The sequence below is a fragment of the Erythrobacter sp. JB1-4 genome, from assembly GCF_057365025.1.
This window is the reverse complement of record NZ_CP200292.1, coordinates 787,284-809,728: the sequence shown is the minus strand read 5'-3', so window position 1 is coordinate 809,728 and position 22,445 is coordinate 787,284. Positions and strand designations below refer to the sequence as shown.

Here is a 22,445-nt window from a genome sequence, read left to right as displayed (position 1 = left end):
ATTAATCAACAGGCAGGCTCTAGCGTGATCAGCGCGCTGGGATTAGGCGTCTTTGCATGGCCAAGCTCTATTTCTATTATGCCAGTATGAACGCAGGTAAGAGTTCCTCGCTTCTACAAGCCGACTTCAATTACCGCGAGCGTGGTCAGGCGACCATGGTGTGGACCGCAAAGCTGGATACGCGCTCACAAGGGCAGGTGCGCAGCCGTATCGGGCTTGAAGCAGACGCGCATCTTTATACGCCTGAGACCGACCTCAAGGCACGTATCCTTGAGCACCATGGTGAAACCCCGCTCGATTGCGTGATGGTGGATGAGGCGCAGTTTTTGACGCAAGCCCAGGTCTGGGAATTGGCCGCCCTTGCAGATGAACACGGCATTCCTGTGCTTTGCTATGGCCTTCGCACCGACTTTCAGGGGGAGCTGTTTCCTGGTTCTGCTGTGCTTTTGGGCATTGCGGACGCGCTGGTTGAGATGAAGGCGGTGTGCTGGTGCGGGCGCAAGGCTTCGATGAACCTGCGGGTCGATGGCTCTGGCAATCCAGTGCGCGAGGGTGAGCAGACCGAAATCGGCGGCAATGACCGTTATGTTGCGCTGTGCCGCAAGCATTTTAGCGCAGCCTTGCGCGGTGAGCAGGCCGCGCTTGGTTAGCGCCAGTTGAGCAGGGCAAATGAGTACACACAAGCTATCGGCCATCCTTGAGCAAGCACCCGTTCGGCTGCTGCCGCTTGGCGATGAGCATATCGAGCCGCTGCGAGAGGCATGCCGCTTGGATCAGGAAATCTGGGGGATTTATCCGGTCAACCTTGGCGGAGATGGTTTTGATGATGCCTTGGCGTTGTGGCGATCATCGGGTTGGGTGAACTTTGCAGTATTCGATACACGCACAGAAAGGCTTGTCGGGACCACGAGTTATATCAGGCCGACCGGATTTGGCGTGGTCGAGATTGGCGCGACCTACATCACGCCCGAGATGCGCGGAGGGCCTTTCAATCGAACGATGAAGAAGCTGCTGATCGAACACGCGTTCGCCTGCGGGTTTCACAAAGTGGAGCTTCGCGCAGACAGTCGCAACAAACGCTCCATGGCGGCCATCGCGAAGCTTGGCGCGAAACATGAGGGAACCCTGCGAGCCAACATGGTGACTTGGACCGGATATCGGCGCGATACGGCGGTGTTTGGGCTCTTGAAGGATGAATGGGATGGCTGAGCTAAAGCCTCCACCGCACGGCTGGATAATCCTCGACAAACCGCGCGGGCTTGGCTCAACACAAGCTGTTGCGGCGGTGAAGCGGAACTTGCGACAAGGCGGCTATGCCAAGACCAAGGTCGGCCATGGGGGGACGCTTGATCCTCTGGCCGAAGGGGTTTTGCCAATCGCCTTGGGTGAGGCGACGAAGCTTGCAGGGCGGATGCTGGATGCAAGCAAGATTTATGAGTTTACGGTGCAGTTCGGGCAAGAAACCGCGACGCTCGATACCGAGGGTGAGGTAGTGGAACGCTCTGATGTGCGGCCTGGTCTGGCTGCAATTGAAGCGGTGCTGCCTCAGTTCACGGGACCCATCGAACAAGTGCCGCCTGCCTATTCTGCGCTCAAAGTGGACGGGAAGCGGGCCTATGATCTGGCGCGGGCAGGGGAGAAGGTGGAATTGAAGACTCGCGCTGTGACCATCCATTCGCTCACCATTTCGGGAGGCGAAGGCGGGGAGGATGTGACCCTAACGGCCCACGTCTCCAAAGGCACCTACATCCGTTCGCTCGCCCGCGATATTGCCCATGCTCTTGGAACCTGCGGACACGTCACCTATTTGCGTCGAATAAAAGCAGGTCCGTTTCTTGAAGCGGCCGCGATTTCACTGGACAAGTTGAACGAAATCGCTAATGGCGCGCAACTAAATGACCTACTCCTGCCGTTAGAGGCAGGGCTGGACGACATCCCGGCCCTTTCCCTCACCCAGACTAACGCGCAGGCGCTCCAACAAGGGCGGGTCGTGTCTGGATTGCCCCAACCACCTGGGCTTCACTGTGCGATGCTGGATGCACGTCCCATCGCACTAGTGGAAATCAAGGAGGGGACCGCGAAAGTGGTCAGGGGTTTCAACCTACCCGATGTCGCTGAGTAGAAAGAATAAATATGTCAGTAGCACCTGAACGCAAAACAGAAATCATCAAGGACAACGCGCAAGCCAAAGGCGACACCGGTTCGCCAGAAGTGCAAGTCGCGATCCTGACCGAGCGTATCCGCAACCTCACCGAGCACTTCAAAGCCAACCACAAGGACAACCACTCACGTCGTGGTCTCCTGATGATGGTGAACAAGCGCCGCAATCTTCTTGCCTACCTCAAGAAGAAAGATGTGGAGCGTTACAACGCGCTGATCCAAAAACTGGGTCTTCGGAAATAATTTTAGTGAGGCGGCTCCCACTCGGGGGCCGTTTTGCTATTGAGCGTGAGTTCCTGCTTTCGCAGGAGATCACGAAACAGATAGGGGCAAAGGTTCGCAATTCGGCAGCCTAGCCTTGGGGCACATGTTTCAAAAGCCCCATACGCCGCGCCGAGCGGCAATTTCTCGGCAACTGTAGGCCCCGTGCGCGCAATAAGGCGGCGCGGGTCATAAAGGAAAATCAATGTTCGACACGAAAACCGTATCGCTGGAGTGGGGCGGAAAGACCCTCACTCTGGAAACAGGCCGTATTGCCCGTCAAGCAGACGGCGCCGTTCTGGCCACTTATGGCGAAACCGTGGTGCTATGCGCCGTGACCGCCGCCAAGTCAGTCAAGGAAGGCCAAGACTTCTTCCCGCTGACCGTACACTACCAAGAAAAATTCTCTGCAGCTGGCCGTATTCCGGGTGGCTTCCTTAAGCGCGAAGGCCGCGCGACGGATAAAGAGACGCTCACCAGCCGTCTTATCGACCGTCCGGTGCGCCCGCTCTTCCCAGAAGGCTTCTATAACGAAATCAACGTAATCTGTCAGGTCCTGTCATATGACGGCGAAACCGAGCCAGATATTGTTGCCATGATCGCAGCCTCTGCCGCGCTCACCATTTCGGGCGTTCCTTTCATGGGCCCAATCGGTGCCGCGCGCGTTGGTTACAGCAATGATGGCGAATACATCCTCAACCCTAAGGTTGACGAAGCGCTTGGCGAAGATGGCAATCTCGACCTCGTCGTGGCCGCTACGCAAGACGCTGTGATGATGGTGGAATCGGAAGCCAAAGAACTCAGCGAAGAGGTAATGCTCGGCGCTGTGATGTTCGCGCACGAAGAAAGCCGCAAGGTCATCGGCGCGATCATCGATCTGGCTGAACAAGCCGCCAAGGACCCATGGGACCTCGATCCGGTCGAAGACAAAACCGCCAAGATGGACAAGCTGCGCGCTGCCATTGGTGCTGATCTCGAAGCCGCTTACAAGCTCACCAACAAGTCTGAGCGTCAGGATGCGGTAAACGCAGCCCGCGAAAAAGCGCGCGAAGCGTTCGCTGACCTCGCGGAAAGCGACCCGGCGGAATATCTCGGCACGCTTAAGCTTGTTAAAAAGCTTGAGAGCGAGATCGTTCGCGGTTCAATCATCAAGGACGGCACCCGTATCGATGGTCGCACCCTCGATCAGGTTCGCCCGATTGAGGCGATGGTTGGCCTGCTTCCACGCACCCACGGTTCGGCTCTGTTCACGCGCGGTGAAACGCAGGCGATCTGCACCACCACGCTTGGCACCAAAGATTCCGAGCAAATGATCGACGGGCTCGAGGGCCTCTCCTACACCAACTTCATGCTGCACTATAACTTCCCGCCCTATTCGGTCGGCGAAGTGGGTCGCTTTGGCTTTACCGGTCGCCGCGAAGTTGGCCACGGTAAGCTCGCATACCGCGCGCTTCGCCCGGTTCTGCCAACGGTTGAGGACTTCCCTTACACCATCCGGGTTCTGTCAGACATCACCGAGTCCAACGGCTCGTCTTCGATGGCCACCGTTTGCGGCGGCGCATTGTCGATGATGGATGCAGGTGTTCCACTGGCACGTCCGGTATCGGGTATTGCCATGGGCCTTATCCTTGAAGGCGATGACTTTGCAGTTCTCTCAGACATCCTTGGTGACGAAGATCACCTTGGCGATATGGACTTCAAAGTGGCCGGTTCTGAAGAGGGCATCACCTCGCTCCAGATGGACATCAAGGTTGCTGGCATCACCAAAGAAATCATGGAAAAAGCGCTTGAGCAGGCGAAAGCTGGCCGCGCGCACATCCTTGGTGAAATGGCGAAAGCTCTCACCGGTTCTCGCACCGAAGTTTCCAAGCACGCACCGCGCATCGAAACTATGCAGATCGACAAATCGAAGATCCGCGACGTCATCGGTACAGGCGGCAAGGTGATCCGTGAGATCGTCGCTGAAACCGGCGCGAAGGTCGACATCGACGATGAGGGCACGATCAAAATCTCGTCTTCGAACGCTGATGAAATCGAAGCCGCGAAAAAGTGGATCGAAGGCATCGTGGAAGAAGCCGAAGTCGGCAAAATCTACAACGGCAAGGTCGTCAACATCGTCGACTTTGGCGCTTTTGTGAACTTCATGGGTGGCAAGGACGGTCTCGTCCACGTCTCCGAAATGAAGAACGAGCGCGTCGAAAAGCCAACCGACGTGGTCTCAGAAGGCCAAGAGGTGAAGGTCAAAGTCCTTGAAATCGACAACCGCGGCAAAGTCCGTTTGTCGATGCGCGTCGTTGACCAGGAAACCGGCGAAGAGCTGGAAGACACACGCCCACCACGCGAGAAGCGTGAAGGCGGCGGTGGTCGCGGCGGTGACCGCCGTGGCCCACGTGGCAATCGCAGCCGTGGCGGAGACCGTGGCGGTCGCCGTGATGGCGGCGGCGGCGACAAGGGCGGCAATGACGGTCCAGCGTCGATGCCAGACTTCCTGAAGGATTAATCGTCCCTCGCAAATGACATACGAAGCCCCGCTAAGAGCAATCTTGGCGGGGTTTTGTTTTGGGTGGACGTCAATTTCCTACTCTGGATAAATCGTCTATGGCCGTGCGATGATCGAAACGCCAAACCTTGCCAGATTGCCCCTCCAGCGAAGCGAGTTTCGCACCAAGAGGTTTTTCGCCCCTGAACAGTGTGCCAAGTGTGCCAAACTTAGGTTAAGGCATTGAAACTAAACACATGTAGTGTTGGACTTAAAAGGACTACGCATAAGTGCTCAAACGTGAACTGATCGACACCGCCGAGATACCCGATGGCGAAGTGCTCGAGCTCTTCCAGCACGGGCGCGATTTCATGATCGTGCTTGGCTACAATGAGCTGATGAGTACGCGCATGCGGTTCTCTGAAGAGCAGCTGGCGGAAATGACGCTTGACCGTTTGGACAAGCCGGCCCCGCGCATCCTGATTGGCGGTTACGGCATGGGCTTCACTATGCGCGCGGCTTTGGCGAGGTTGCCTGAAAATGCTGAGGTTGTCGTTGCAGAGATCAGCGAGAAGATCGTGGAGTGGGCTAAGGGCCCTATGGTGGAGCTTACCGGCGATTGCCTCAAGGACCCGCGCCTTGATCTCAAAATCTGCGATGTAGCCGCGCTTATTGACGATGCAAACGACGGCACTTGTGCAAAGTTCGATGCGATTCTGCTCGATGTCGACAATGGCCCTGATGGCATGGTGAGGGCCGACAACAACCGCATCTACTCGCGCACCGGCCTTGGCAAAGCGCGCGATGCCCTGATGCCCGGCGGTGTGATCTCAGTTTGGTCAGCGGCTCCTGACCACGGGTTCAGGCGGCGCATGCAGGAAGCGCGGCTGGACGTTGAAGAAGTCAGCGTGCGCTCTCGTCCGAATAACAAGGGCGCGCACCATGTGATCTGGTTCGGGAAGAAACGCGCAGGTTAGACGCAGATCCCTTAGGCCGCGTTTGCGATCTCTTCGACCGGCTCATTGCGGATGAGGTAGTCAAACGCGCCAAGGCCAGCTTTCGCGCCTTCACCCATGGCTACGACAATCTGCTTGTCGGGCACGATCGTAGCATCGCCGCCAGCGTAGATGCCGGGGAGATTGGTCGCGCCGTGTTCGTCCACGATGATCTCGCCATATTTGGTGAGATTGAGACCAGTTCCTGCAAGCCATTCAGTGTTGGGCACGAGGCCGATTTGAACAAAGACGCCTTCGAGTTCGATGGTGCGTTCTTCGCCGGTCGCCCGGTCTTTGACGACGAGGCCATTGCAGCGCGAGCCGTCACCCGTGATCTCCGTCGTCTCGCCATTGGTGACGATCTCGACATTGGGCAGCGAGCGCAGCTTGGCTTGAAGCACCTCATCAGCGCGAAGCCTGGTGTCAAATTCGATGAGGGTCACATGGCCCACGATTTTTGCAAGGTCGATCGCGGCCTCAACGCCGGAGTTGCCGCCGCCGATGACCGCGATGCGCTTGCCTTTGAACAGCGGGCCGTCGCAGTGCGGGCAGTAGGCGACGCCCTTGTTGCGGTATTCCGCTTCGCCCGGAACGCCGAGGTTACGCCAGCGCGCGCCGGTGGAAAGGATGAGCGAGCGCGATTTGAGGACCGCGCCATTGGCGAGCGTGACCTCGTGCATGCCGCCTGCTTCGGCGGCGGGCTTGAGCTCGGTGGCGCGCGCCAAGTCCATCAGGTCGATGGCGTTCTCGTTCGCTTGGGCCTTGAGGTTGTCCGAGAGCTTGGGGCCTTCGGTGTAGCTGGTGCCGGGAAGGTTCTCGATGCCGAGGGTGTCTTGCAACTGTCCGCCGAAGCGCTCCGCCGCAATGCCAGTGCGAAAGCCCTTGCGTGCGGTGTAAATCGCCGAGGCGACGCCAGCAGGTCCGCCGCCGATGACGAGGACTTCAAACGGGTCTTTGGCAGAGAGTTTCTCGGCCGCCTTTTCATCCGCGCCGCTGTCGAGCTTGGAAAGCACTTCAGCAAGTTCCATCTTGCCGTTGTAGAAACTCTCTCCGTTGAGGAAGGTCGCTGGCACCGCCAGAACGCCGCGCTCCTCGACCTCGTCCTGAAAAGTGCCGCCTTCGATGAGGGTCGCGGTCACATGCGGGTTCTCAAGCGCCATCAGGGTCAGCGCCTGCACAACGTCAGGGCAGTTGTGGCACGAGAGCGAGAAGAACATCTCAAACTCATAATCGCCCTCAAGCGCGCGGGCTTGCTCGATGAGGTCGGCGTCAACCTTGGGTGGGTGACCGCCTGCCCACAGCAGCGCGAGGACAAGCGAGGTGAACTCATGGCCCATCGGAAGGCCAGCAAAACGCACCCATTTGGTCGCGTCGCTTCCGCGGCGGATCACGAAGCTTGGTGTGCGCTCATTCGTGCCGTCAAAGCTCGCGCTCACCATGTCATGCAAGTCGGCAATCTCGGTCAGAAGCTCGCGCGTTTGCGCAGACTTCTCGCTCTCATCAAGCGATGCGACGAGCTCAATCGGCTCTCGCAAATTGGTGAGATATTGCTTCAGCTGGGCTTGCATATTGGCGTCGAGCATGGCGGCGTCCGTCCGTTGGGAGTGTTAAGAAAAACAAAGTTGGGCTGGAAGCACCTCGCCAAAGGGAGGGGGAGAGAGGCGAGGCACTTCCAGTCCATTTAACCTAAGCAATTGCTCAGGCGGGGTTGGGCATTGCGGCTTGCAAGGGAGGGGAGAGTAGCGCGCAAATGCCCTAAAGGTGTTTAGATCTTGCCGACGAGGTCGAGCGATGGGGCAAGGGTGTCGGAACCTTCTTCCCATGCCGCTGGGCAGACCTGACCGGGGTTTGCGCGCACATATTGTGCCGCTTTGATCTTACGGGTCAGTTCGTTGGCGTTGCGGCCCACACCTTCGCAGGTGATTTCCATGATCTGGATGACGCCGTCTGGATCGACAACGAAGGTCGCACGGTCAGCAAGGCCCATTTCTTCGCGAAGAACGCCAAACTGCTTGGACAGCGTGTGGAGCTGGTCGCCGAGGAATGGGAAGTTCAGTTTGCCGATTTTCTCGGAGCTGTCGTGCCATGCCTTGTGGCTGAAATGCGTGTCGGTGGATACCGCGTAGACTTCGACGCCCATCTCTTGGAGCATGGAGTATTTCTCGCCCATGTCCTCAAGCTCGGTCGGACACACGAAGGTCCAGTCGGCAGGGTAGAAGAAGAAGACGGCCCACTTGCCAGCGATGTCCGCCTCGGTGACGTCGAAAAAGTCTTTGCCAGCCTGAAAAGCGGTCGCTTTGAAAGGTTGAACGGTTGATCCGATAATTCCCATTGTCGTTCCTTTTGATTGGGAGTTGGAGAGGTTTGGATAAAGAACGCACGACAGATAGGATTTGTTGCACTGCAATATAGTGCAATAAATCGATCACAATGATCGGGCCACTCGATTGCCGCCTAACGCCTGTGCCAAACGAAAAGGTTAGACATCCTCAAGGGTGCCTGACCAATTCAAGTTTGCTTTTCCCGCGGAGGTTTAGAAGCCGTAGATCACGGTGATCCGGCTTAACGTGTCGGTCTTGACGGCACCAGCGGGCGGGTCCGTGTCATGCTCGACCGTGTATGAAAGGCGCACAGATACAGCGTCGGAAATTGACGCTTGAATGCCGGTGTCTGACACAAAGGTGCTCGACCCGCTTTGCAAAAAGGCTGTGGCGTCTTGTGTGAAAGCAATATTATCCGACAGCTGCCAATCGAAGTCGGCAGCGGCAAGGCCTGCTATGCTGCTTGTGCTCGTCCCACCAATAAGCTCGGTGCGTCTCCATGCCGGGCCCGCTTTGACAGAAAGAGTCGGGCCGTTTGTGAGGACGTCATAGCCAAGGCCACCTGATGCGGAGTAGCGTGCTGCAAAGCCCTGAAAGCGGTCGCGTTCATATTGGGCAAGGCCATATGCGTATAGACGGTCGGTGATTTTGTAGTTGAGTTCATAGGCAGCAAGAAACTGCTCGCGGGTCGTCACACCCTCTGTCTCTTGATAATCCGCTCGCGCTGCAAGTTTGTGGCGCCAGTTGATGCCTTCCTTAGTCAGAGCGAGACTTGTGGTCAGACCGGTGTTGTCGGCGTTGCCCGAGGACATAAATGCACCAAGCTCCCCTTGGCCTGTCCAGTTGTCAAAGATCCCAGCAGAGCGGATTTCCGCTTCTTTCGCAGCAGCTTCCTGTGCCTTGGCGGAGGCAAGCTTTGTCTCGAAACCGGCTAGGATCGTATCAAGCTGTGCGCCATCATCAGGGTTGGTGGTGCGCGCCAGATCGATGACAGTGCGCACTTTGGCTTCATCGCCAGTGGCAATCGCAGCCTCGATCATCGCGCGCACAGGCTCTGGCAATTCGGCCATTGCGGCGGTGGGCATTGAGGCGAGCAAAAGGGCCGCAAGGCTTGCGGTAATGGTGGGGGATTTTGTCAAGATTAGCTCCTGTTTACGCGCCGATTATGAGCCGATGACCCTGGGGACACCAGTGAAGTCCCGCTTACCAAGGGCGACGCCCTTGTGGCGCAAAATGTCGTAAAAGGTGGTGGCGTGGAAAAAGAAGTGGTGCTGGTTGAAGCCGAGAAGGAAATTCTGCCCGGTCATCTCAAGCAGACGCTTTCCGCCGAGTTCAAATCCGATGGTCTTGTCTGAGATGTCTTCGAGATACTCAGGTGTCACCTCGCCAAGCTGGCCGACAGCGTCATCGACCATGGCGCGCATCGCGTCCCAATCGGCAGGAATTTCGGTAAAGTCGGGTGAAAAGTATCCCTCCTTGTAGAGGTTGATCGCAAAGGCTGAATGCACCCAGCATGCGCGAACATGCCAGGGCAGGGACCACATGGTCTCGTGTAGGGTCGCCTTGTAAAGTTCGCTGTCAGCGATGCCATTATCGCGGCAATGGCTTTGCGCATTGTCGATAATTGTGCGCATGCCGCCAAGGATTTGGACAGCATTGGGTACGAATGCTTCGTGAAGAGTAAGGGCCATGGATGCCTCCCAGAAATTTGGCGCAAAGAACGCAGGATCAAATGGAAAGGCCCGGCTGCTGTGAAAGCGACCGGGCCTTTAAAAGGTCTATCAGTACGCGATTTTTAGCGCATGCGCCCTTAACGTACCCGTGGCCCGCCAAATGGAAGGGGCGGCGGGGGTCTGCGGGCACCGCGCGGAAGCTGTGCCTGATAGGCGCGTCCGCAGTGTTCGACACAGTATGGAAAGCCCGGGTTCACAGGCGTACCGCAGAAATGGAAATCCGGCTCACCCGGATGGCCCATAGGCCAGCGGCAGACCTTGTCGGACAGGTCCAGGATACTGGTCTTGTCTTTGATAGATGGATCAGGCTTTGCCGGCACAAGGCGGCGCGGCGGGGCAGGCGGGATCGGCGCTTGTTGGTCGCCTGGGCCTTGGCGCAAGAAACCGCCGGGGCCAACTGACACAATCTTAGGTAGATCAGGTGTCGGATTGGGCACAGGTTGACTGTTGATCGGCGCATTGGGTTGCTGCGCTGTTGGAGCAGGTGCCGGGGCAGGCGTGCTTGCCGCTTTTGCCGCTGGCTTTGGCGCTGCTTTCTTGGGCGGCGCTGCCTTGGAGGCGGGCTTCTTGGCAGCCGCCTTTTTCTTCTTATCGCCGGATTTAACAGGGGACGGCCGCGATTTCAGCCCAAGACGGTGCGCTTTGCCGATTACGGCATTGCGGCTCACTCCGCCCAGCTCTTCGGCAATCTGGCTTGCGGTGGAACCGCCTTCCCACATCTTTTTGAGCGTTTCGATCCGCTCGTCAGTCCAACTCATATTTCATCCACTTATAGCAGTCAGAGCCTAAATAGGCAGCTTGTCACAAGACACCAGAGGCCTTAGGCGCAAATCCCATGGAAAGAGACCTTTCAGCCACACAAGGTAGCGTAGCGGCTCCCCAAAAAGACCATACAGCCGGGAGCACCCGGTTTCCCCCTCGCGGTGAACCGATCATAGCCGGAATCAACCGTGTTGGGATGTTCGCCCTCTATATGAAGGAGGTGCGACGGTTTCTCAAGGTCCAGACCCAGACGATCTGGGCACCTGCGGTCACTACGCTGCTGTTTCTGGTGATTTTCAGCGTTGCTTTGGGCCGAGGCGGGCGCGAGGTGTTGGGGGTAGACTTTGCAAGTTTTGTTGCCCCCGGACTTATTGTCATGGGCATGATGCAAAATGCATTTGCTAACTCCTCTTTTTCTCTGCTTGGTGGCAAGATCCAAGGCACGATCATCGATTATCTTATGCCCCCGCTTTCTCCCGGAGAGCTTATGGCGGCCATCGTAGGTGCCGCTGTCACACGCGCGATCATGGTTGGCGGAGCGGTTGCGATTGCTATGCTGCTTTGGCCGGGTGTAACCATCGGCATTGAGCACGCTTGGGCGGTCATTTGGTTTGGCCTGATGGGGGCGGTGCTGCTTGGGTTGATTGGCCTTGCAACTTCAATCTGGGCTGAGAAATTTGATCACAACGCTGCAATAAGCAATTTTGTTGTCGCCCCGCTATCGCTTTTGTCAGGTACATTTTACGTGATCGACAATCTTGCGCCGGCTTTTCAGGCGGTCAGCAGAGCCAATCCGTTCTTCTATGTAATTTCTGGTTTCCGATACGGCTTTCTTGGGAAAAGCGATATCGGGACAAGCAACGATGTGTTCTTTGCTGCAATCGCAATTGCTCTGCTCAATGCCGTCATCGCAGCCGCGGTCTACGCGGTTCTGCGTTCAGGTTGGCGTTTGAAAAGCTGATTAGATATCAGTGCGTAAGTGCGCGGCGCATGCGATAGCGACCGTCTTTGAATTGCTCAAACAGCTGCGGAACGGTGGGGTGATCCACGGGACCACCAGTTGCATCGCTGATCAGATTGCCTTGGCTCACATAAGCGACATAGCTCGATTCCTCATTCTCAGCGAGAAGGTGGTAGAACGGCTGGTCACGCGGCGGGCGCATATCTTCGGGGATGGCCTCATACCATTCCTCGCTGTTGGCAAAGACGGGATCGACGTCAAAGACCACACCGCGGAAATCGAATAGGCGGTGGCGTACCACCTCTCCTATACCAAAGCGGCTGCGGGTCTGGCGCGGGGCGTTGATGGTCCGGCCCGCTTGGTTCGAAAAGAAATTAGAGCGCTCCATGTGGTGGAGAATATGGAGCTTCGTGCGCGCAACACAAGGTCTTGGGATAGGGCTGTGCCAGATATGCCCGCATTTTGTTGCATCTGAACTCTTGGCAAGCGGCAAAGGCTAGGGTAACCGGCCCGCCTGTTGTGACCATGCAGCGTGCCCTTTGACCGCGAGGGCGCTCAAGCAGCAAAGCGTGGGACACAAAGAACGCGGAGAGATGCCGGAGTGGTCGAACGGGGCGGTCTCGAAAACCGTTGTGCTCTCACGAGTACCCAGGGTTCGAATCCCTGTCTCTCCGCCACTCACCCCTTTCCAGCCGTTCGCTGCTTTTCACGAAAACCCCTGAAATCTAAGGGTTGCGCGGCCTAACCGGTTCCGACGCGGACCTTGCGGTTCCTGCGCGCCCGCCCTATAGTGTGGGGAGAAATGTGGGGGTATTTGCCAATGGGCAAGCTTACAGCAACATCAGTGAAAGCAGTGAAAACGCCGGGAAGCTATAGCGACGGCGATGGTCTTTTCCTGCTTATCGGCAAACGCGGCGGAAAAAGCTGGATTGTTCGCGTTCAAAAAGATGGGCGGCGGCGCGATATTGGGATTGGGAGTGCAAAAAAGGTTCCGCTCAAATTGGCGCGCGAGCGGGCGGCGGAAGTACGCTCTCAGATAGAAGCGGGAATTGACCCCGTTGCCGAACGGCAAAAGGCGGCTGGCATTCCTGTATTTTCGGAGGCCGCAAAAAAGGTTCATGATGAGCACAAGGCAAGCTGGAAGAATCCCAAGCACGCCCAGCAATGGATAAACACGCTTGAGACTTACGCTTTTCCCGCTTTTGGCAATCGTTCGGTTTCCAGTGTGGACGCAGCGGACGTTCGGGACGCATTGGCGGCGATATGGCTGGAAAAGCCAGAAACCGCGCGGCGGCTTAGGCAACGCATAAACACGGTGATCGATTGGGCGGTTGCCAAGGGCTATCGCGAGAACGGCTTGGCATTGCCAGTGATCGACAAGGCACTTCCAAAGCAGCGGGTCCAGCCAAAGCACCATAAGGCGGTGCCCTATGCTGAGCTTCCCCTATTTATGCGTAATTTACGCCAGAAAGAGAGCTTGGGGCGGCTGGCACTTGAGGCGGTTATCCTTACGGCGGCGCGTTCGGGGGAGGTGCGCTTGGCGCAGTGGAGCGAGCTAGACCTAGAAGGCGCGCAATGGACAATTCCAGCCGAGCGAATGAAGGCGGGGCGAGAGCATGTGGTGCCACTATCGCCGGAAGTGGTTTCGCTTTTTGAGCGAATGAAGCAGCACAAGCGCGGTGATACGGATTTAGTCTTTCCGGGGCAGCGCCGGGGCAAGCCTCTCAGCGATATGACGCTAACCAAAGCGATGCGCGATATGGGGCGCGATGAAACGCCACACGGCTTTAGAAGCACATTTCGCGATTGGGTTGCCGAGCAAACGAATTTCCCAGACGCGGTTGCCGAGATGGCATTGGCGCACACGGTGAGCGAGAAAACGGTCGCGGCTTACAAGCGGACAACCTTGCTGGAAAAGAGGCGCGAGCTGATGGCGGCTTGGGCTTGTTTTGTGGACGGTGCCCCTACTGACAACGTGATAGCGATTTCGCGTTAGTATGCCCAGATTGACTAAAAAAGACGCAGAGGAGGCTATGCGTGCCTACCTCGCCGATGAGCCTGAATGGCGTTCGAAATGGCAGTCGTTTTTTATGTGGCTTGCTATGGAATCGACGTACGCGGAAGGGAAGGCCGGGGGGCGGATGATTCTCGAATTGGGCGATGAATTTTCTCAGATAATGCAGGAAGTGTCTGAGATGTTTCTAGACCACCAAGGGGCGGCGCATCACCCACGGATTAAACCAATTGAGCGTTCTGGAAGGCCAGTAGCCAATACGCACGAACAACGACGCACGATGTGGATTCATACCCTTATCGGCGTGCAGCTAGTCCAAGATAAGGGAAAGCAAAATCGTGAGTTATCGTTTCGACAAGTCGCCAAAAGAATTGTGAGGCAAGGGGGTGAGTGCGATTGGAAGCAATGTCGTTCGCTCTGGAACAATCGGAAACGCTCATATCATTGGAGCACTACCGAATGGCTAATCGAGGGCATGAGTGCACCGGGATTGGATAGCGAGACACTGGACAAAATTGCTGGCCTGTATGTGAAGGCGGACAAAAACTAAAAACCCCCGGTTTTTTGAGTTTTCGCCCTCTTTATTCCTAGCGGCACCACGGCATTCGCCGGGTCCGGCACGGCGGATTTCCGTGCATTGCTGCAAAGGAACAATCTAGATGGACTTTCCCGAACTACTTAGGGTTTCGGAGTTTTGCGACCGCTTCTCTATCGGCAAAACCTCTTTCTATCGGGAGGTGAATGCCGGACGTTTGAAAATTCGCAAGTTTGGATCGGCAACACGCATTGCGCGCGCTGATGCAATCGCATGGGCGGAAGCGCTCCCCAATTATGAAGGGGAGGCGGCCTGATGGCAGACAAGAAAAAGGCCCCGGACGCGGCAACGTCCAAAGGCCAGCCGAAACGCGTGGAAGCATTCGACTATCCCCGTATCGCCCATGACGCTCGCTCTAGCAAGCCGATTGTCCGCTTTCACTCTCAAGAGGGCAATATCTGGGCTTATCGTGGAAAGCGCGCCCGCGTGCTCTCTATGCTAGCCAATGCGCCCAATGGGGTAACGCAATATGACACATACCCTTGGCACACGCGGCTGGCTGGCACGATCCAAGCAATGCGTGATGATGGGCTTTCAATCACTACGGAAAGGGAAGGTGAATTTCGCCACGCGCGCTATCGTCTCGCAACGGCGGGTTGCCTGATAATACAGGCGGAAAACACGCGAGGCGCGCAATGAGCGAGCTTCCCGGTTTCACCTCTCCCCCGTGTGGGAATTGGAAAAGCATGATGGGCGGCTTGTCGCTGGCGAACGCGAATACAAAGGGAGCACGTTCTTTGAGCTTCGCCTTTGGGCTGGCCAGCATGGCGACAAAGCAACGGCAAAGGGCGTGACGCTGCCCGTGGAGTCCGTAGAGGGCCTTGCCAGCGCTCTTACCGCCTACGCCAAGGCAAAGGCTCTCCAAGGGCCTGAAAACGGCTCTTAGAGCTAGAGCGAGCGGGGCGCTTCGATCCAGCCGGATTGTCGCGTCCCGTTTGCCAATCTTGAAACTTCACCGCGATGGCCAATTCAGCCTCACCTTGTCCGCTTGAAAGCGGTTTAATAACGGCGGAAATCGGGCAACCGCTCAAAACTGGCACGGGCGTTGCAAACTATAGTCCTACTCTTAGTTGCGACCTTGCCCAGCCGAATGAGGCTCCCAAAGGCACATGGGGCGGTGCCCGCAACCGCGCCGATAGGGTGAGCTATCACTTGAGCGATGCACAGGTTGAAAAGCTGATGCGAGCGGCGCGCAATGCCTTTGAGAGCGGGCGCATATTCCAACGCCATTGGACGGTTCACTATGGGCTGGCAGGGATCGAAGCCAAGGACGGGGCACGATTTGTTGGCAAGCTGATTGACCTTGTGAAGAAACAAGCGCGGCGCGAGGGCGGCGATGCCTATGTGATTTGGGTGAGAGAGCGGGCGAGCGGCAAAGGCGAGCACGTCCATATCCTGATGCACCTGCCAGCCGGTATGAGCCTAAGAAACCGCACACGGCGCTGGATAGTGGCGGCTGGGGGCACTTACCGCGCTGGGGTTAGTAAGGTGACGGTGATCGGCGGGCGGCTCACTAAAGTAGAGGAAAGTAGTGGAGACCGCGCGCGCGTGACTGCGGCAAATGTGGTGCGCTATTTCCTGAAAGCAGGAACGAGCGAAACCGGCTTGCGGTTGGGATTGTCGCGGTCTGGCGAAGGCGGTGCGATTATCGGTAAGCGGTGCGGATGGAGTCAAAATCTCTCATTGTGATTGCTATTATTACACTTGTCGGTATAGCGTGCTTATGTTAACCGAAGGCGGCACATAGAGGAAGAGTTGCGTGAATGTGGAGTTCGACGATTCAAAACTGGAGCGCTTGGAAGTCGAGCGAAAATTCACTGCCGGTTTTGCCCCAGATATTGTCAAAGGATTTCGCAAGGCAATGGGCGCGATACGCGCTGCTGTGGATTCTCGCGATTTATACAATGGCGGCTTGAGGACGGAAAAACTCAAAGGTTCGCGAAAGCATGAGCATTCGATCCGACTTAACAAGCAATGGCGGCTTGTGATTGAAATCTGCGACCCGCTTGTTCGGGTCAAGGCTATTGAAGACTACCACTAGGGAATGAACATGGACACTATCAGCCCCGCAGAGGTTTTTCCGCCGGGAGAGTATTTGAGAGACGCCCTTGACGCTCGTGGGTGGTCACAAACCGAGTTTGCAGAAATCATCGGCCGCCCTGCGCGGGTGGTGAATGAGATTATTTTGGCAAAGAGGTCGGTGACGCCTGAAACATCGCGCGAACTCGCGGCTGCGTTGGATACAAGCGCGCAATATTGGTTGAATCTCGAGAGCGCATATCAGCTATCTCGTGTTCCGCCTGTTGGCGAAAAGATTGCTCGTGAAGCGGCACTGAAGCGGCGTTTTCCGGTTAGACAGATGGTGAAGCGCGGCTGGGTTGAGGGTGCTTCGGACTTTGACAGTCTCGAGCGCAATGTTCTTCAATTTTTCGACGTTGAAGCAGTCAATGATGATATTCAGTTTCGCCACGCTGCACGACGTCGTTTGCCTGAAGATATTTACACCACTTTGCAGTGGGCGTGGATTTTTAGGGTCTGTCAGCTCGCGGAGGCTTTTCAGGTTCAGGCATACTCTGAGGCTAAACTTAGGGCGGCTCTGTCCGATTTGGAAAGTTTGATGCTCGAACCTGAAGGGGTGCGCCATGTGCCGAGGATTCTGGCAGATTGCGGCGTTCGTTTCATCATTGTCGAACCCATTCCTGGATCAGATATTCATGGCGTTTGCTTCTGGATCGATGAGGACAAGTCACCTGTCATCGGCTTGAGTTTGAAGTGGGACTACATTGATAGGTTTTGGTTCAATTTGCGCCATGAAATCGAGCATGTCTTAAACGGGGACGGCAAAGAAATGCCAATCGCTGACGATTTCGATTTTTCGACCGAAAGCGAAGAACAATGCGAGATACTTGCGAATGCTGCTGCCGCAGAGTTTTGCGTCCCACAGGATAAGCTCGCAGGTTTTGTAGCTCGCCATCATCCAATGTATTACACGCAGAATTTCCTAGGTTTTAGCAAGCTTCTCAAGCGTCATCCGGGGATTGTAGCAGGTCAGCTACAAAACAAGATAAACGACCCCAAGAAGTTCAAGAAATTTCAATCAAGAGTGCGAGAAATGCTGATCGATACCGCTTTGACTGATGGTTACGGCGTGGAGTTTTCAATCGAGGAATAAGATAATGGCTACCTACAACAAGCAGATGCAGAAGATTGTTGACGAGTATCGCGAGTCTGGCGAGCCTTGGCCAAGCTCAACGCGGGCCATAGCCACATGGGCTATTGTGAATGGACGTTGGGAGTTGCCCGAGTCAGCAGTAGTGAGGCGATGCGCGGACGACCTAGCGACGGCGATGCGCGAAGAGTTTATGACTGACCCTAAGGGGCGTAGGGTCCGGTTGTTGCACCCGGCGACAGTCACCCAAAATGGTGGCCAGCTCGTTCTTTGGGACGATATTCGGACTGCACCTCGAAAGCACATGCAAATGTCTTTTCAGCAACGGAGAAGGGGAATTGTCGGAGATTGCCGTCAGCTCAAGACAGACGTCGATAGTTACAATGACGCGCGAGATTTAGAAGAGCCGATCCAAGTGGTTTTCGATTTCACAATGGATTTGGCGGAACTCGAAGCTGCAGCGGCGTAGTTTGGTTAATTTGTGTGCTGGCGAACAGAAGTTGGTTCGCCAGCTTTCAAAATCCGCAAATCCGCTGATGATTTAGGAAAATATCTGGCGCTGACTGCAGCCGATTCCTAGGTTGTAAGCATGGGCGGATACGGTTCTGGACGATACGGTGGAAGGCCAATTGCTGAGCATTGCTTGCGGATCGATTTGGCGTGGATGTTGCGCCGGGGTCTCGCAAAGGATGAAACCTCGCAAGCTGGCACGCTTAGCTGGTCTTGCAATGGCTCCCCAAGCGGATCGATTGGCTATCATGCTTTGATGCACGAGCCGGGAAGTGAACGGCTAAAACTCACTTACACACGCGGCAAAGGCGATGATGCTGAGCACGTCAATCAGACAATTGCATTGACCTTCACCCAGCCGAACTATGGCGGTAAGCGCTGGTGGATGATTTGCCCTTATCGGGGTGTCCGCGTGGGCAAGCTTTATCTGCCACCCGGCGGTGATCGGTTCGCCTCTCGCAAGGCTTGGCGGCTGGGCTATCAATCACAAAGAGACGCGGCGCGAGATAGGCCCTTTGAAAAGCTCTTTCGGCTCCAAAAGAAACTAGGGTGCGAGCAGGGCTGGGGCAATTTTCCGAGAAAGCCAACGGGTATGTGGCAGCGCACCTATGACAGGCACTTTGAAGAATACTTGCGCCTAGATGAGCTTTGCGCGCTTGAGATGAGTGCCACCATGGCGCGGCTCAGTGGAAAGCTAGAGGAGGGGTGGCGCAATCTCTAGGGCTTTGCGGCCGGAAACCGGGGGCAATCTCTCGTTTCATTGCTAATCCAGTTTTTCGCCCGCGCGCGTGCGCGAGGCTGTTGCCGTTCGCATTCGTTCCTGTATTGTTCCAGCCGTGTCTAGACATTCGATTCGACAAGCAAAGCGAGATGATTTGGCTTTCCCGGTAAGGGTTAAGGTGCGCGTTCCAGCCGGGGGATTGGGTGCGCTATTGGACGATATGCACTCTTGGTTGAATGAGAACGTGGGGGCCTTAGATCATGCCTGCCACAATCAACCAGGATTTGCGTGCAGCACGGCGGCTTTCTATTTTCGAGACGCTGAGGCCGCCACGGCATTTGTGCGAGCGTTTCCGGGTGCTGAGCTTGCCGATGGGCTCGCATCGCCCGCTTATCGCTCTGAGCGGCGCAATTAGGAGGCGAATTTGCTGACATTAGCGATAGCAACAAGTTTGGCGATGGCCGGGGATGTCACTGGCAAGCATTTTCCAATTTGCGGGGCTGGCAGGCGCGTTACCTGCGTTGTGGATGGTGACACGTTTTGGCTAGATCGAGTAAAGTATCGGGTGGCGGATATTGACGCACCAGAGGTTAGCAGCCCGCGATGCGCGGCGGAAAAAAGACGTGCTGAGGTCTCGACAGCGCGGTTCGCTCAATTGCTTAACGCTGGCCCGTTTCAGTTGGAGACGCGCGGGACGGATCGGTACGGGCGAACGATAGCGGTTGTGTCGCGTTCGGGATATTCGCTTGGCGCGCGGCTGGTGAATGAAGGGCTTGCCCGCAAATGGGGAAATAGAAGGGGCTGGTGCTAGGTCGTACCATCACGCTAAGTGAGCAAAATATGCCCTGACTGCCATCCGGTGTGGGGATATATGTGGGGGAGTCCCACTCGACTTGAAAACAATCAAATTAAATCAATCGATTGCCTAAAAGTCAAAGCGGACTGTCTCTCCGCCAATTTTCTCGAAAACCTCCAGCATTGCTCGATCATACAAGTTTCAATTGATACTTGATTTCCGGGTTTCCGTATCATAACAGCCGTGCCCAACAGCAATTGTTCAATATCAAAGAAGGGAATGCACCATGCAAAACACACAGCATCACGATGCAATCACTTCTCTAAAAATTGATATTCAGGAACAATTGTCATGGGCAATTCGATCCAAGTTGGGTGCGCTCACCTAACTGTTTTTGGCTGTACGGATACACCGACAGCACTTTCTACTCGTTTTCATCTGCTGCTGGCTTTCCCCTCACACAAGAGCAGGGAGATCGCCCATGCGCACAGATATGTTTAAAGTTATCGTCGAGCGACCTCGCTGGGCGTCTCGTCATGCTTCGGCTGTAAAACTCAAAAAGGATCCGAACTTTGATCGCAAACTCATAGGTCACAAAAGGCACGCTCTTGAAGCGGCGCCGTACACAAAAAGCCTCAACGAGAATCTTGCCCCGCTCAAACGCTATTTGCAAAAGCAGCGGGGCCGGTCGTGGAATGATGTCTTTAGCGAAATCTGCGAACATCTCGACACGGCCAGCACCGTCAAGATGCATGTGCGCGAACACATTGAGGAGTTCATTGTTGTACGCATTTCAATTGGCAAAGACGGAACCTGGCTTGGCCGCCAAAGGTGGGGCGGTGTCAGGTCGATAGATCAATGGTGGCCTGATCTTTATGTCGATCCTTTTGATGGTATTATAAAAGAGACAAGTGACCTTCGCCAAAAGCTCGGCCTGCCAAGGCGTCGTTCTTTCGTCCGAAATCTGTGCATCTATCCCCAAGGACCATTCGATGATTTCCGTCAGCTTTCAGCAACTTGCTGTTTGATCAGGCGGAACGGTCTTTGGTTCTGCTGCAAACTTGATCGTGATCCTGATTGCTCAGAGGCGCAGCTGCGGTTCGAGATATTGGAAAAGCGTTGGGAAACGCATGGCCGCTGGGCTGTGTTGGGGTTCACTCAGCTTTCGCGCAAGGCATTAAAGCAACACGGGCTTTCCAATTTGCAGAGCAATTTGGAAGGAGGCGTGGCATGACCGATAACGTTCAAGTCATCGCCTCATCCAGCAGCTGGATCGAGCAGACTGCGATTGATCAACTGCACCGAACCGCACAGCTGGAGGGCATTGAGCGCGCTGTTGGCTTACCTGATCTGCATGCGGGACGAGGGATACCCATTGGCGCTGCCTTTTGGTCCAAGACGCACGTCCATCCGCATCTGATCGGCAATGATATCGGATGCGGTATGGCCTTGTGGCAAACCGATATCAGTGCAGCCAAGTTCAAGCTGGACAAGGCGGTAAAAAAGCTCACTGGCTTGGATGAGCCATGGGCTGGAGATCAGTTCACCGCGCTTGAACGGGTTGATTTACCCCGCAATCTTGTCGGCGAAGCGCTCGGCACGATTGGCGGTGGCAATCATTTTGCCGAATTCCAACGCATTGAAACCGTTATCGATCAACAGGCATTCAACCAAATGGGCCTTGATCGCTCTTCCCTCTTCCTGCTTGTTCATAGCGGTTCGAGAGGGCTCGGCCATGCTATCCAAGAAGAACACACTCGGCGGTTTAATGCGCAAGGTTTGAGTGTGCCGGGCCAAGCATTTGTGGATTACCTCAAAAGCCACGATGAGGCGATGGTCTGGGCAAAGCTCAACCGGGATATCATTGCAGAGCGTTTTTTGAACAAAATTGGAGCGAACGGTGAACTGAAGCTCGACATTTTTCACAACAGTTTGACGCCGCATCAAGGCGGCTGGTTGCACCGCAAAGGTGCGGCACCTGCCGACAGGGGGCCTATCGTAATCCCCGGTTCCCGAGGCGCCATGACTTATCTGGTTATGCCAAAGCTGGAAAACGCTGAGCGGGCGCTGCATTCGCTTGCTCATGGGGCAGGCCGTAAGTGGCCGCGAAGCAGTGCGAAGGCAAAGTTGGGACGCAAAATTGGTGCGGGCGAGCTTGAAAGGACAAGCCTTGGCGGCAGAGTTCTTTGTGAAGACAATCAGCTGATCTTCGAGGAAGCACCGCAAGCCTATAAGGATATTGAGAGCGTTATTTGGGACCTTGGACAGGCGGATTTGCTCTCAGTCATCGCTGTGCTGCGTCCCGTCATAACTTACAAGACGAGGCGCAAATGACCGAGGTTGTTCTCCATATTTCAGCGGGTAAAGGGCCCAAGGAATGTCAGTGGGTGGTCGTTCAATTGGCGCGGATCTTTGCTAATGAGGCACGGCGTGGCGGCTTGCGATGCAAATTGCTTGAACCAAGCGCCGAGGTGGCGGCATCCTTGCTTTTGTCGGTCTCAGGTGATGCGTGTGAGCGCTTTGTTTCAGAGCGATTGGGCACCATTCGGTGGATCGGGAGCAGCCCTTTTCGCCCACGACATAAGCGCAAGAATTGGTATGTGGGGGTCAGCGTCGCCCCCACTGCTGATGAGATAGCTGATCTGAGACAAGAGGATATCGAATACCAAGCCATTCGAGCCTCGGGACCGGGTGGTCAGCACGTCAACAAAACTGACAGCGCCGTTAGAGCAACGCATAAGCCCAGCGGGAAATCCGTTGTCTCGCAGGATCAGCGTTCGCAATTCGCCAATAAGAAAATTGCGCTGCTGAAACTCGCAATGCTGTTTGAGGCTGAAAGGCAAGAAAATGATGCCCATTCCAAAAACGATATCTGGCAACAAAATCAAAGTTTAGAGCGGGGCAATGAGGTGCGCTGCTATGAAGGTGAGAAGTTCAAGCTTAAGAAATAGGGATGCGTGCTCAAAAA

At 55.7% G+C, this 22,445-nt stretch carries 27 protein-coding genes and 1 tRNA gene; 22 read left to right on the top strand and 6 right to left on the bottom strand.

What is annotated here, in order from left to right; all coding sequences use genetic code 11:
• Positions 1 to 56 precede the first annotated feature (56 nt).
• The 6 genes from AC0V61_RS03680 to AC0V61_RS03655 all read left to right on the top strand — a co-directional run bounded on the left by AC0V61_RS03680 (position 57) and on the right by AC0V61_RS03655 (position 5,877).
• Positions 57 to 650 carry a thymidine kinase gene (locus AC0V61_RS03680; protein ID WP_486155926.1) on the top strand — a complete coding sequence of 198 codons (594 nt, stop codon included), beginning with the start codon at positions 57 to 59 and terminating at the stop codon, positions 648 to 650.
• 19 nt (positions 651 to 669) lie between these two features.
• Positions 670 to 1,209 (top strand): GNAT family N-acetyltransferase, encoded by a 540-nt coding sequence (locus AC0V61_RS03675; protein ID WP_486155925.1) that lies wholly within the window; start codon positions 670 to 672, stop codon positions 1,207 to 1,209.
• Positions 1,202 to 2,122, top strand: a complete 921-nt coding sequence (gene truB / locus AC0V61_RS03670) for a tRNA pseudouridine(55) synthase TruB (protein WP_486155924.1) — start codon at positions 1,202 to 1,204, stop codon at positions 2,120 to 2,122. Before AC0V61_RS03675 ends, truB begins: the two co-directional genes overlap by 8 nt.
• 11 nt (positions 2,123 to 2,133) lie before the next feature.
• Positions 2,134 to 2,403, top strand: a complete 270-nt coding sequence (gene rpsO, locus AC0V61_RS03665; RefSeq protein ID WP_298308532.1) for a 30S ribosomal protein S15 — start codon at positions 2,134 to 2,136, stop codon at positions 2,401 to 2,403.
• A gap of 223 nt (positions 2,404 to 2,626) precedes the next feature.
• On the top strand, positions 2,627 to 4,921 hold the full coding sequence (gene pnp, locus AC0V61_RS03660; protein WP_486155923.1) for a polyribonucleotide nucleotidyltransferase: 2,295 nt from the start codon (positions 2,627 to 2,629) through the stop codon (positions 4,919 to 4,921).
• 269 nt (positions 4,922 to 5,190) lie between these two features.
• A complete protein-coding gene (locus tag AC0V61_RS03655) occupies positions 5,191 to 5,877 on the top strand; it encodes a spermine/spermidine synthase domain-containing protein (protein ID WP_486155922.1) in 687 nt (228 codons plus the stop codon).
• An 11-nt stretch (positions 5,878 to 5,888) separates the two neighbouring features.
• Here AC0V61_RS03655 and ahpF read toward each other — a convergent pair whose 3' ends face one another.
• The 5 genes from ahpF to AC0V61_RS03630 form a co-directional block, all read right to left on the bottom strand.
• Positions 5,889 to 7,478 (bottom strand): alkyl hydroperoxide reductase subunit F, encoded by a 1,590-nt coding sequence (gene ahpF / locus AC0V61_RS03650; RefSeq protein WP_486155921.1) that lies wholly within the window; start codon positions 7,476 to 7,478, stop codon positions 5,889 to 5,891.
• Between the two features lie 182 nt (positions 7,479 to 7,660).
• Positions 7,661 to 8,227: an alkyl hydroperoxide reductase subunit C gene (gene ahpC, locus AC0V61_RS03645; RefSeq protein WP_486155920.1), complete on the bottom strand. Its 567-nt coding sequence runs from the start codon at positions 8,225 to 8,227 to the stop codon at positions 7,661 to 7,663.
• Positions 8,228 to 8,428: 201 nt separating this feature from the next.
• Positions 8,429 to 9,355: a DUF481 domain-containing protein gene (locus AC0V61_RS03640; protein ID WP_486155919.1), complete on the bottom strand. Its 927-nt coding sequence runs from the start codon at positions 9,353 to 9,355 to the stop codon at positions 8,429 to 8,431.
• 24 nt (positions 9,356 to 9,379) lie between these two features.
• On the bottom strand, positions 9,380 to 9,907 hold the full coding sequence (locus AC0V61_RS03635; protein WP_486155918.1) for a DUF1993 family protein: 528 nt from the start codon (positions 9,905 to 9,907) through the stop codon (positions 9,380 to 9,382).
• Between the two features lie 119 nt (positions 9,908 to 10,026).
• Positions 10,027 to 10,707 (bottom strand): GcrA family cell cycle regulator, encoded by a 681-nt coding sequence (locus AC0V61_RS03630; RefSeq protein WP_486155917.1) that lies wholly within the window; start codon positions 10,705 to 10,707, stop codon positions 10,027 to 10,029.
• Positions 10,708 to 10,784: 77 nt separating this feature from the next.
• On the opposite strand from AC0V61_RS03630, the gene AC0V61_RS03625 reads away from it, so the two are divergent.
• Positions 10,785 to 11,672: an ABC transporter permease gene (locus AC0V61_RS03625; protein ID WP_486155916.1), complete on the top strand. Its 888-nt coding sequence runs from the start codon at positions 10,785 to 10,787 to the stop codon at positions 11,670 to 11,672.
• Positions 11,673 to 11,679: 7 nt separating this feature from the next.
• Here the strand turns inward: AC0V61_RS03625 and hspQ are convergent, their stop codons facing one another.
• Positions 11,680 to 12,060 (bottom strand): heat shock protein HspQ, encoded by a 381-nt coding sequence (hspQ, locus tag AC0V61_RS03620; RefSeq protein ID WP_486155915.1) that lies wholly within the window; start codon positions 12,058 to 12,060, stop codon positions 11,680 to 11,682.
• 199 nt (positions 12,061 to 12,259) lie between these two features.
• On the opposite strand from hspQ, the gene AC0V61_RS03615 reads away from it, so the two are divergent.
• The 15 genes from AC0V61_RS03615 to prfH all read left to right on the top strand — a co-directional run bounded on the left by AC0V61_RS03615 (position 12,260) and on the right by prfH (position 22,428).
• Positions 12,260 to 12,349: transfer RNA gene (locus AC0V61_RS03615), tRNA-Ser, on the top strand.
• Positions 12,350 to 12,492: 143 nt separating this feature from the next.
• Complete coding sequence (locus AC0V61_RS03610) at positions 12,493 to 13,668, top strand: tyrosine-type recombinase/integrase (protein WP_486155914.1); 1,176 nt, start codon at positions 12,493 to 12,495, stop codon at positions 13,666 to 13,668.
• A 37-nt stretch (positions 13,669 to 13,705) separates the two neighbouring features.
• Positions 13,706 to 14,236: a hypothetical protein gene (locus tag AC0V61_RS03605; protein ID WP_486155913.1), complete on the top strand. Its 531-nt coding sequence runs from the start codon at positions 13,706 to 13,708 to the stop codon at positions 14,234 to 14,236.
• 109 nt (positions 14,237 to 14,345) lie between these two features.
• Positions 14,346 to 14,537, top strand: a complete 192-nt coding sequence (locus AC0V61_RS03600; protein ID WP_486155912.1) for a helix-turn-helix domain-containing protein — start codon at positions 14,346 to 14,348, stop codon at positions 14,535 to 14,537.
• Positions 14,537 to 14,920 (top strand): hypothetical protein, encoded by a 384-nt coding sequence (locus tag AC0V61_RS03595; protein ID WP_486155911.1) that lies wholly within the window; start codon positions 14,537 to 14,539, stop codon positions 14,918 to 14,920. Before AC0V61_RS03600 ends, AC0V61_RS03595 begins: the two co-directional genes overlap by 1 nt.
• Positions 14,921 to 14,957: 37 nt before the next feature.
• Positions 14,958 to 15,167, top strand: a complete 210-nt coding sequence (locus AC0V61_RS03590; RefSeq protein WP_486155910.1) for a PC4/YdbC family ssDNA-binding protein — start codon at positions 14,958 to 14,960, stop codon at positions 15,165 to 15,167.
• A gap of 74 nt (positions 15,168 to 15,241) precedes the next feature.
• Positions 15,242 to 15,970, top strand: coding sequence for a hypothetical protein (locus tag AC0V61_RS03585; RefSeq protein WP_486155909.1), 729 nt, complete (start codon positions 15,242 to 15,244; stop codon positions 15,968 to 15,970).
• A 76-nt stretch (positions 15,971 to 16,046) separates the two neighbouring features.
• On the top strand, positions 16,047 to 16,322 hold the full coding sequence (locus AC0V61_RS03580; protein ID WP_486155908.1) for a type II toxin-antitoxin system RelE/ParE family toxin: 276 nt from the start codon (positions 16,047 to 16,049) through the stop codon (positions 16,320 to 16,322).
• Between the two features lie 9 nt (positions 16,323 to 16,331).
• The gene (locus AC0V61_RS03575; RefSeq protein WP_486155907.1) at positions 16,332 to 17,453 is read left to right on the top strand and encodes an XRE family transcriptional regulator; all 1,122 of its coding nucleotides are present in this window, start codon (positions 16,332 to 16,334) and stop codon (positions 17,451 to 17,453) included.
• Positions 17,454 to 17,457: 4 nt separating this feature from the next.
• Positions 17,458 to 17,919, top strand: a complete 462-nt coding sequence (locus AC0V61_RS03570; protein WP_486155906.1) for a hypothetical protein — start codon at positions 17,458 to 17,460, stop codon at positions 17,917 to 17,919.
• Positions 17,920 to 18,039: 120 nt separating this feature from the next.
• The gene (locus tag AC0V61_RS03565) at positions 18,040 to 18,681 is read left to right on the top strand and encodes a hypothetical protein (RefSeq protein ID WP_486155905.1); all 642 of its coding nucleotides are present in this window, start codon (positions 18,040 to 18,042) and stop codon (positions 18,679 to 18,681) included.
• Positions 18,682 to 19,138: 457 nt separating this feature from the next.
• Positions 19,139 to 19,492 carry a thermonuclease family protein gene (locus AC0V61_RS03560; RefSeq protein ID WP_486155904.1) on the top strand — a complete coding sequence of 118 codons (354 nt, stop codon included), beginning with the start codon at positions 19,139 to 19,141 and terminating at the stop codon, positions 19,490 to 19,492.
• 466 nt (positions 19,493 to 19,958) lie between these two features.
• Positions 19,959 to 20,711, top strand: a complete 753-nt coding sequence (locus tag AC0V61_RS03555) for a hypothetical protein (protein ID WP_486155903.1) — start codon at positions 19,959 to 19,961, stop codon at positions 20,709 to 20,711.
• Positions 20,708 to 21,811, top strand: a complete 1,104-nt coding sequence (locus AC0V61_RS03550; RefSeq protein ID WP_486155902.1) for an RNA ligase RtcB family protein — start codon at positions 20,708 to 20,710, stop codon at positions 21,809 to 21,811. The genes AC0V61_RS03555 and AC0V61_RS03550 overlap by 4 nt, the downstream gene beginning before the upstream one ends.
• Positions 21,808 to 22,428 (top strand): peptide chain release factor H, encoded by a 621-nt coding sequence (prfH, locus tag AC0V61_RS03545; protein ID WP_486155901.1) that lies wholly within the window; start codon positions 21,808 to 21,810, stop codon positions 22,426 to 22,428. Before AC0V61_RS03550 ends, prfH begins: the two co-directional genes overlap by 4 nt.
• Positions 22,429 to 22,445 lie beyond the last annotated feature (17 nt).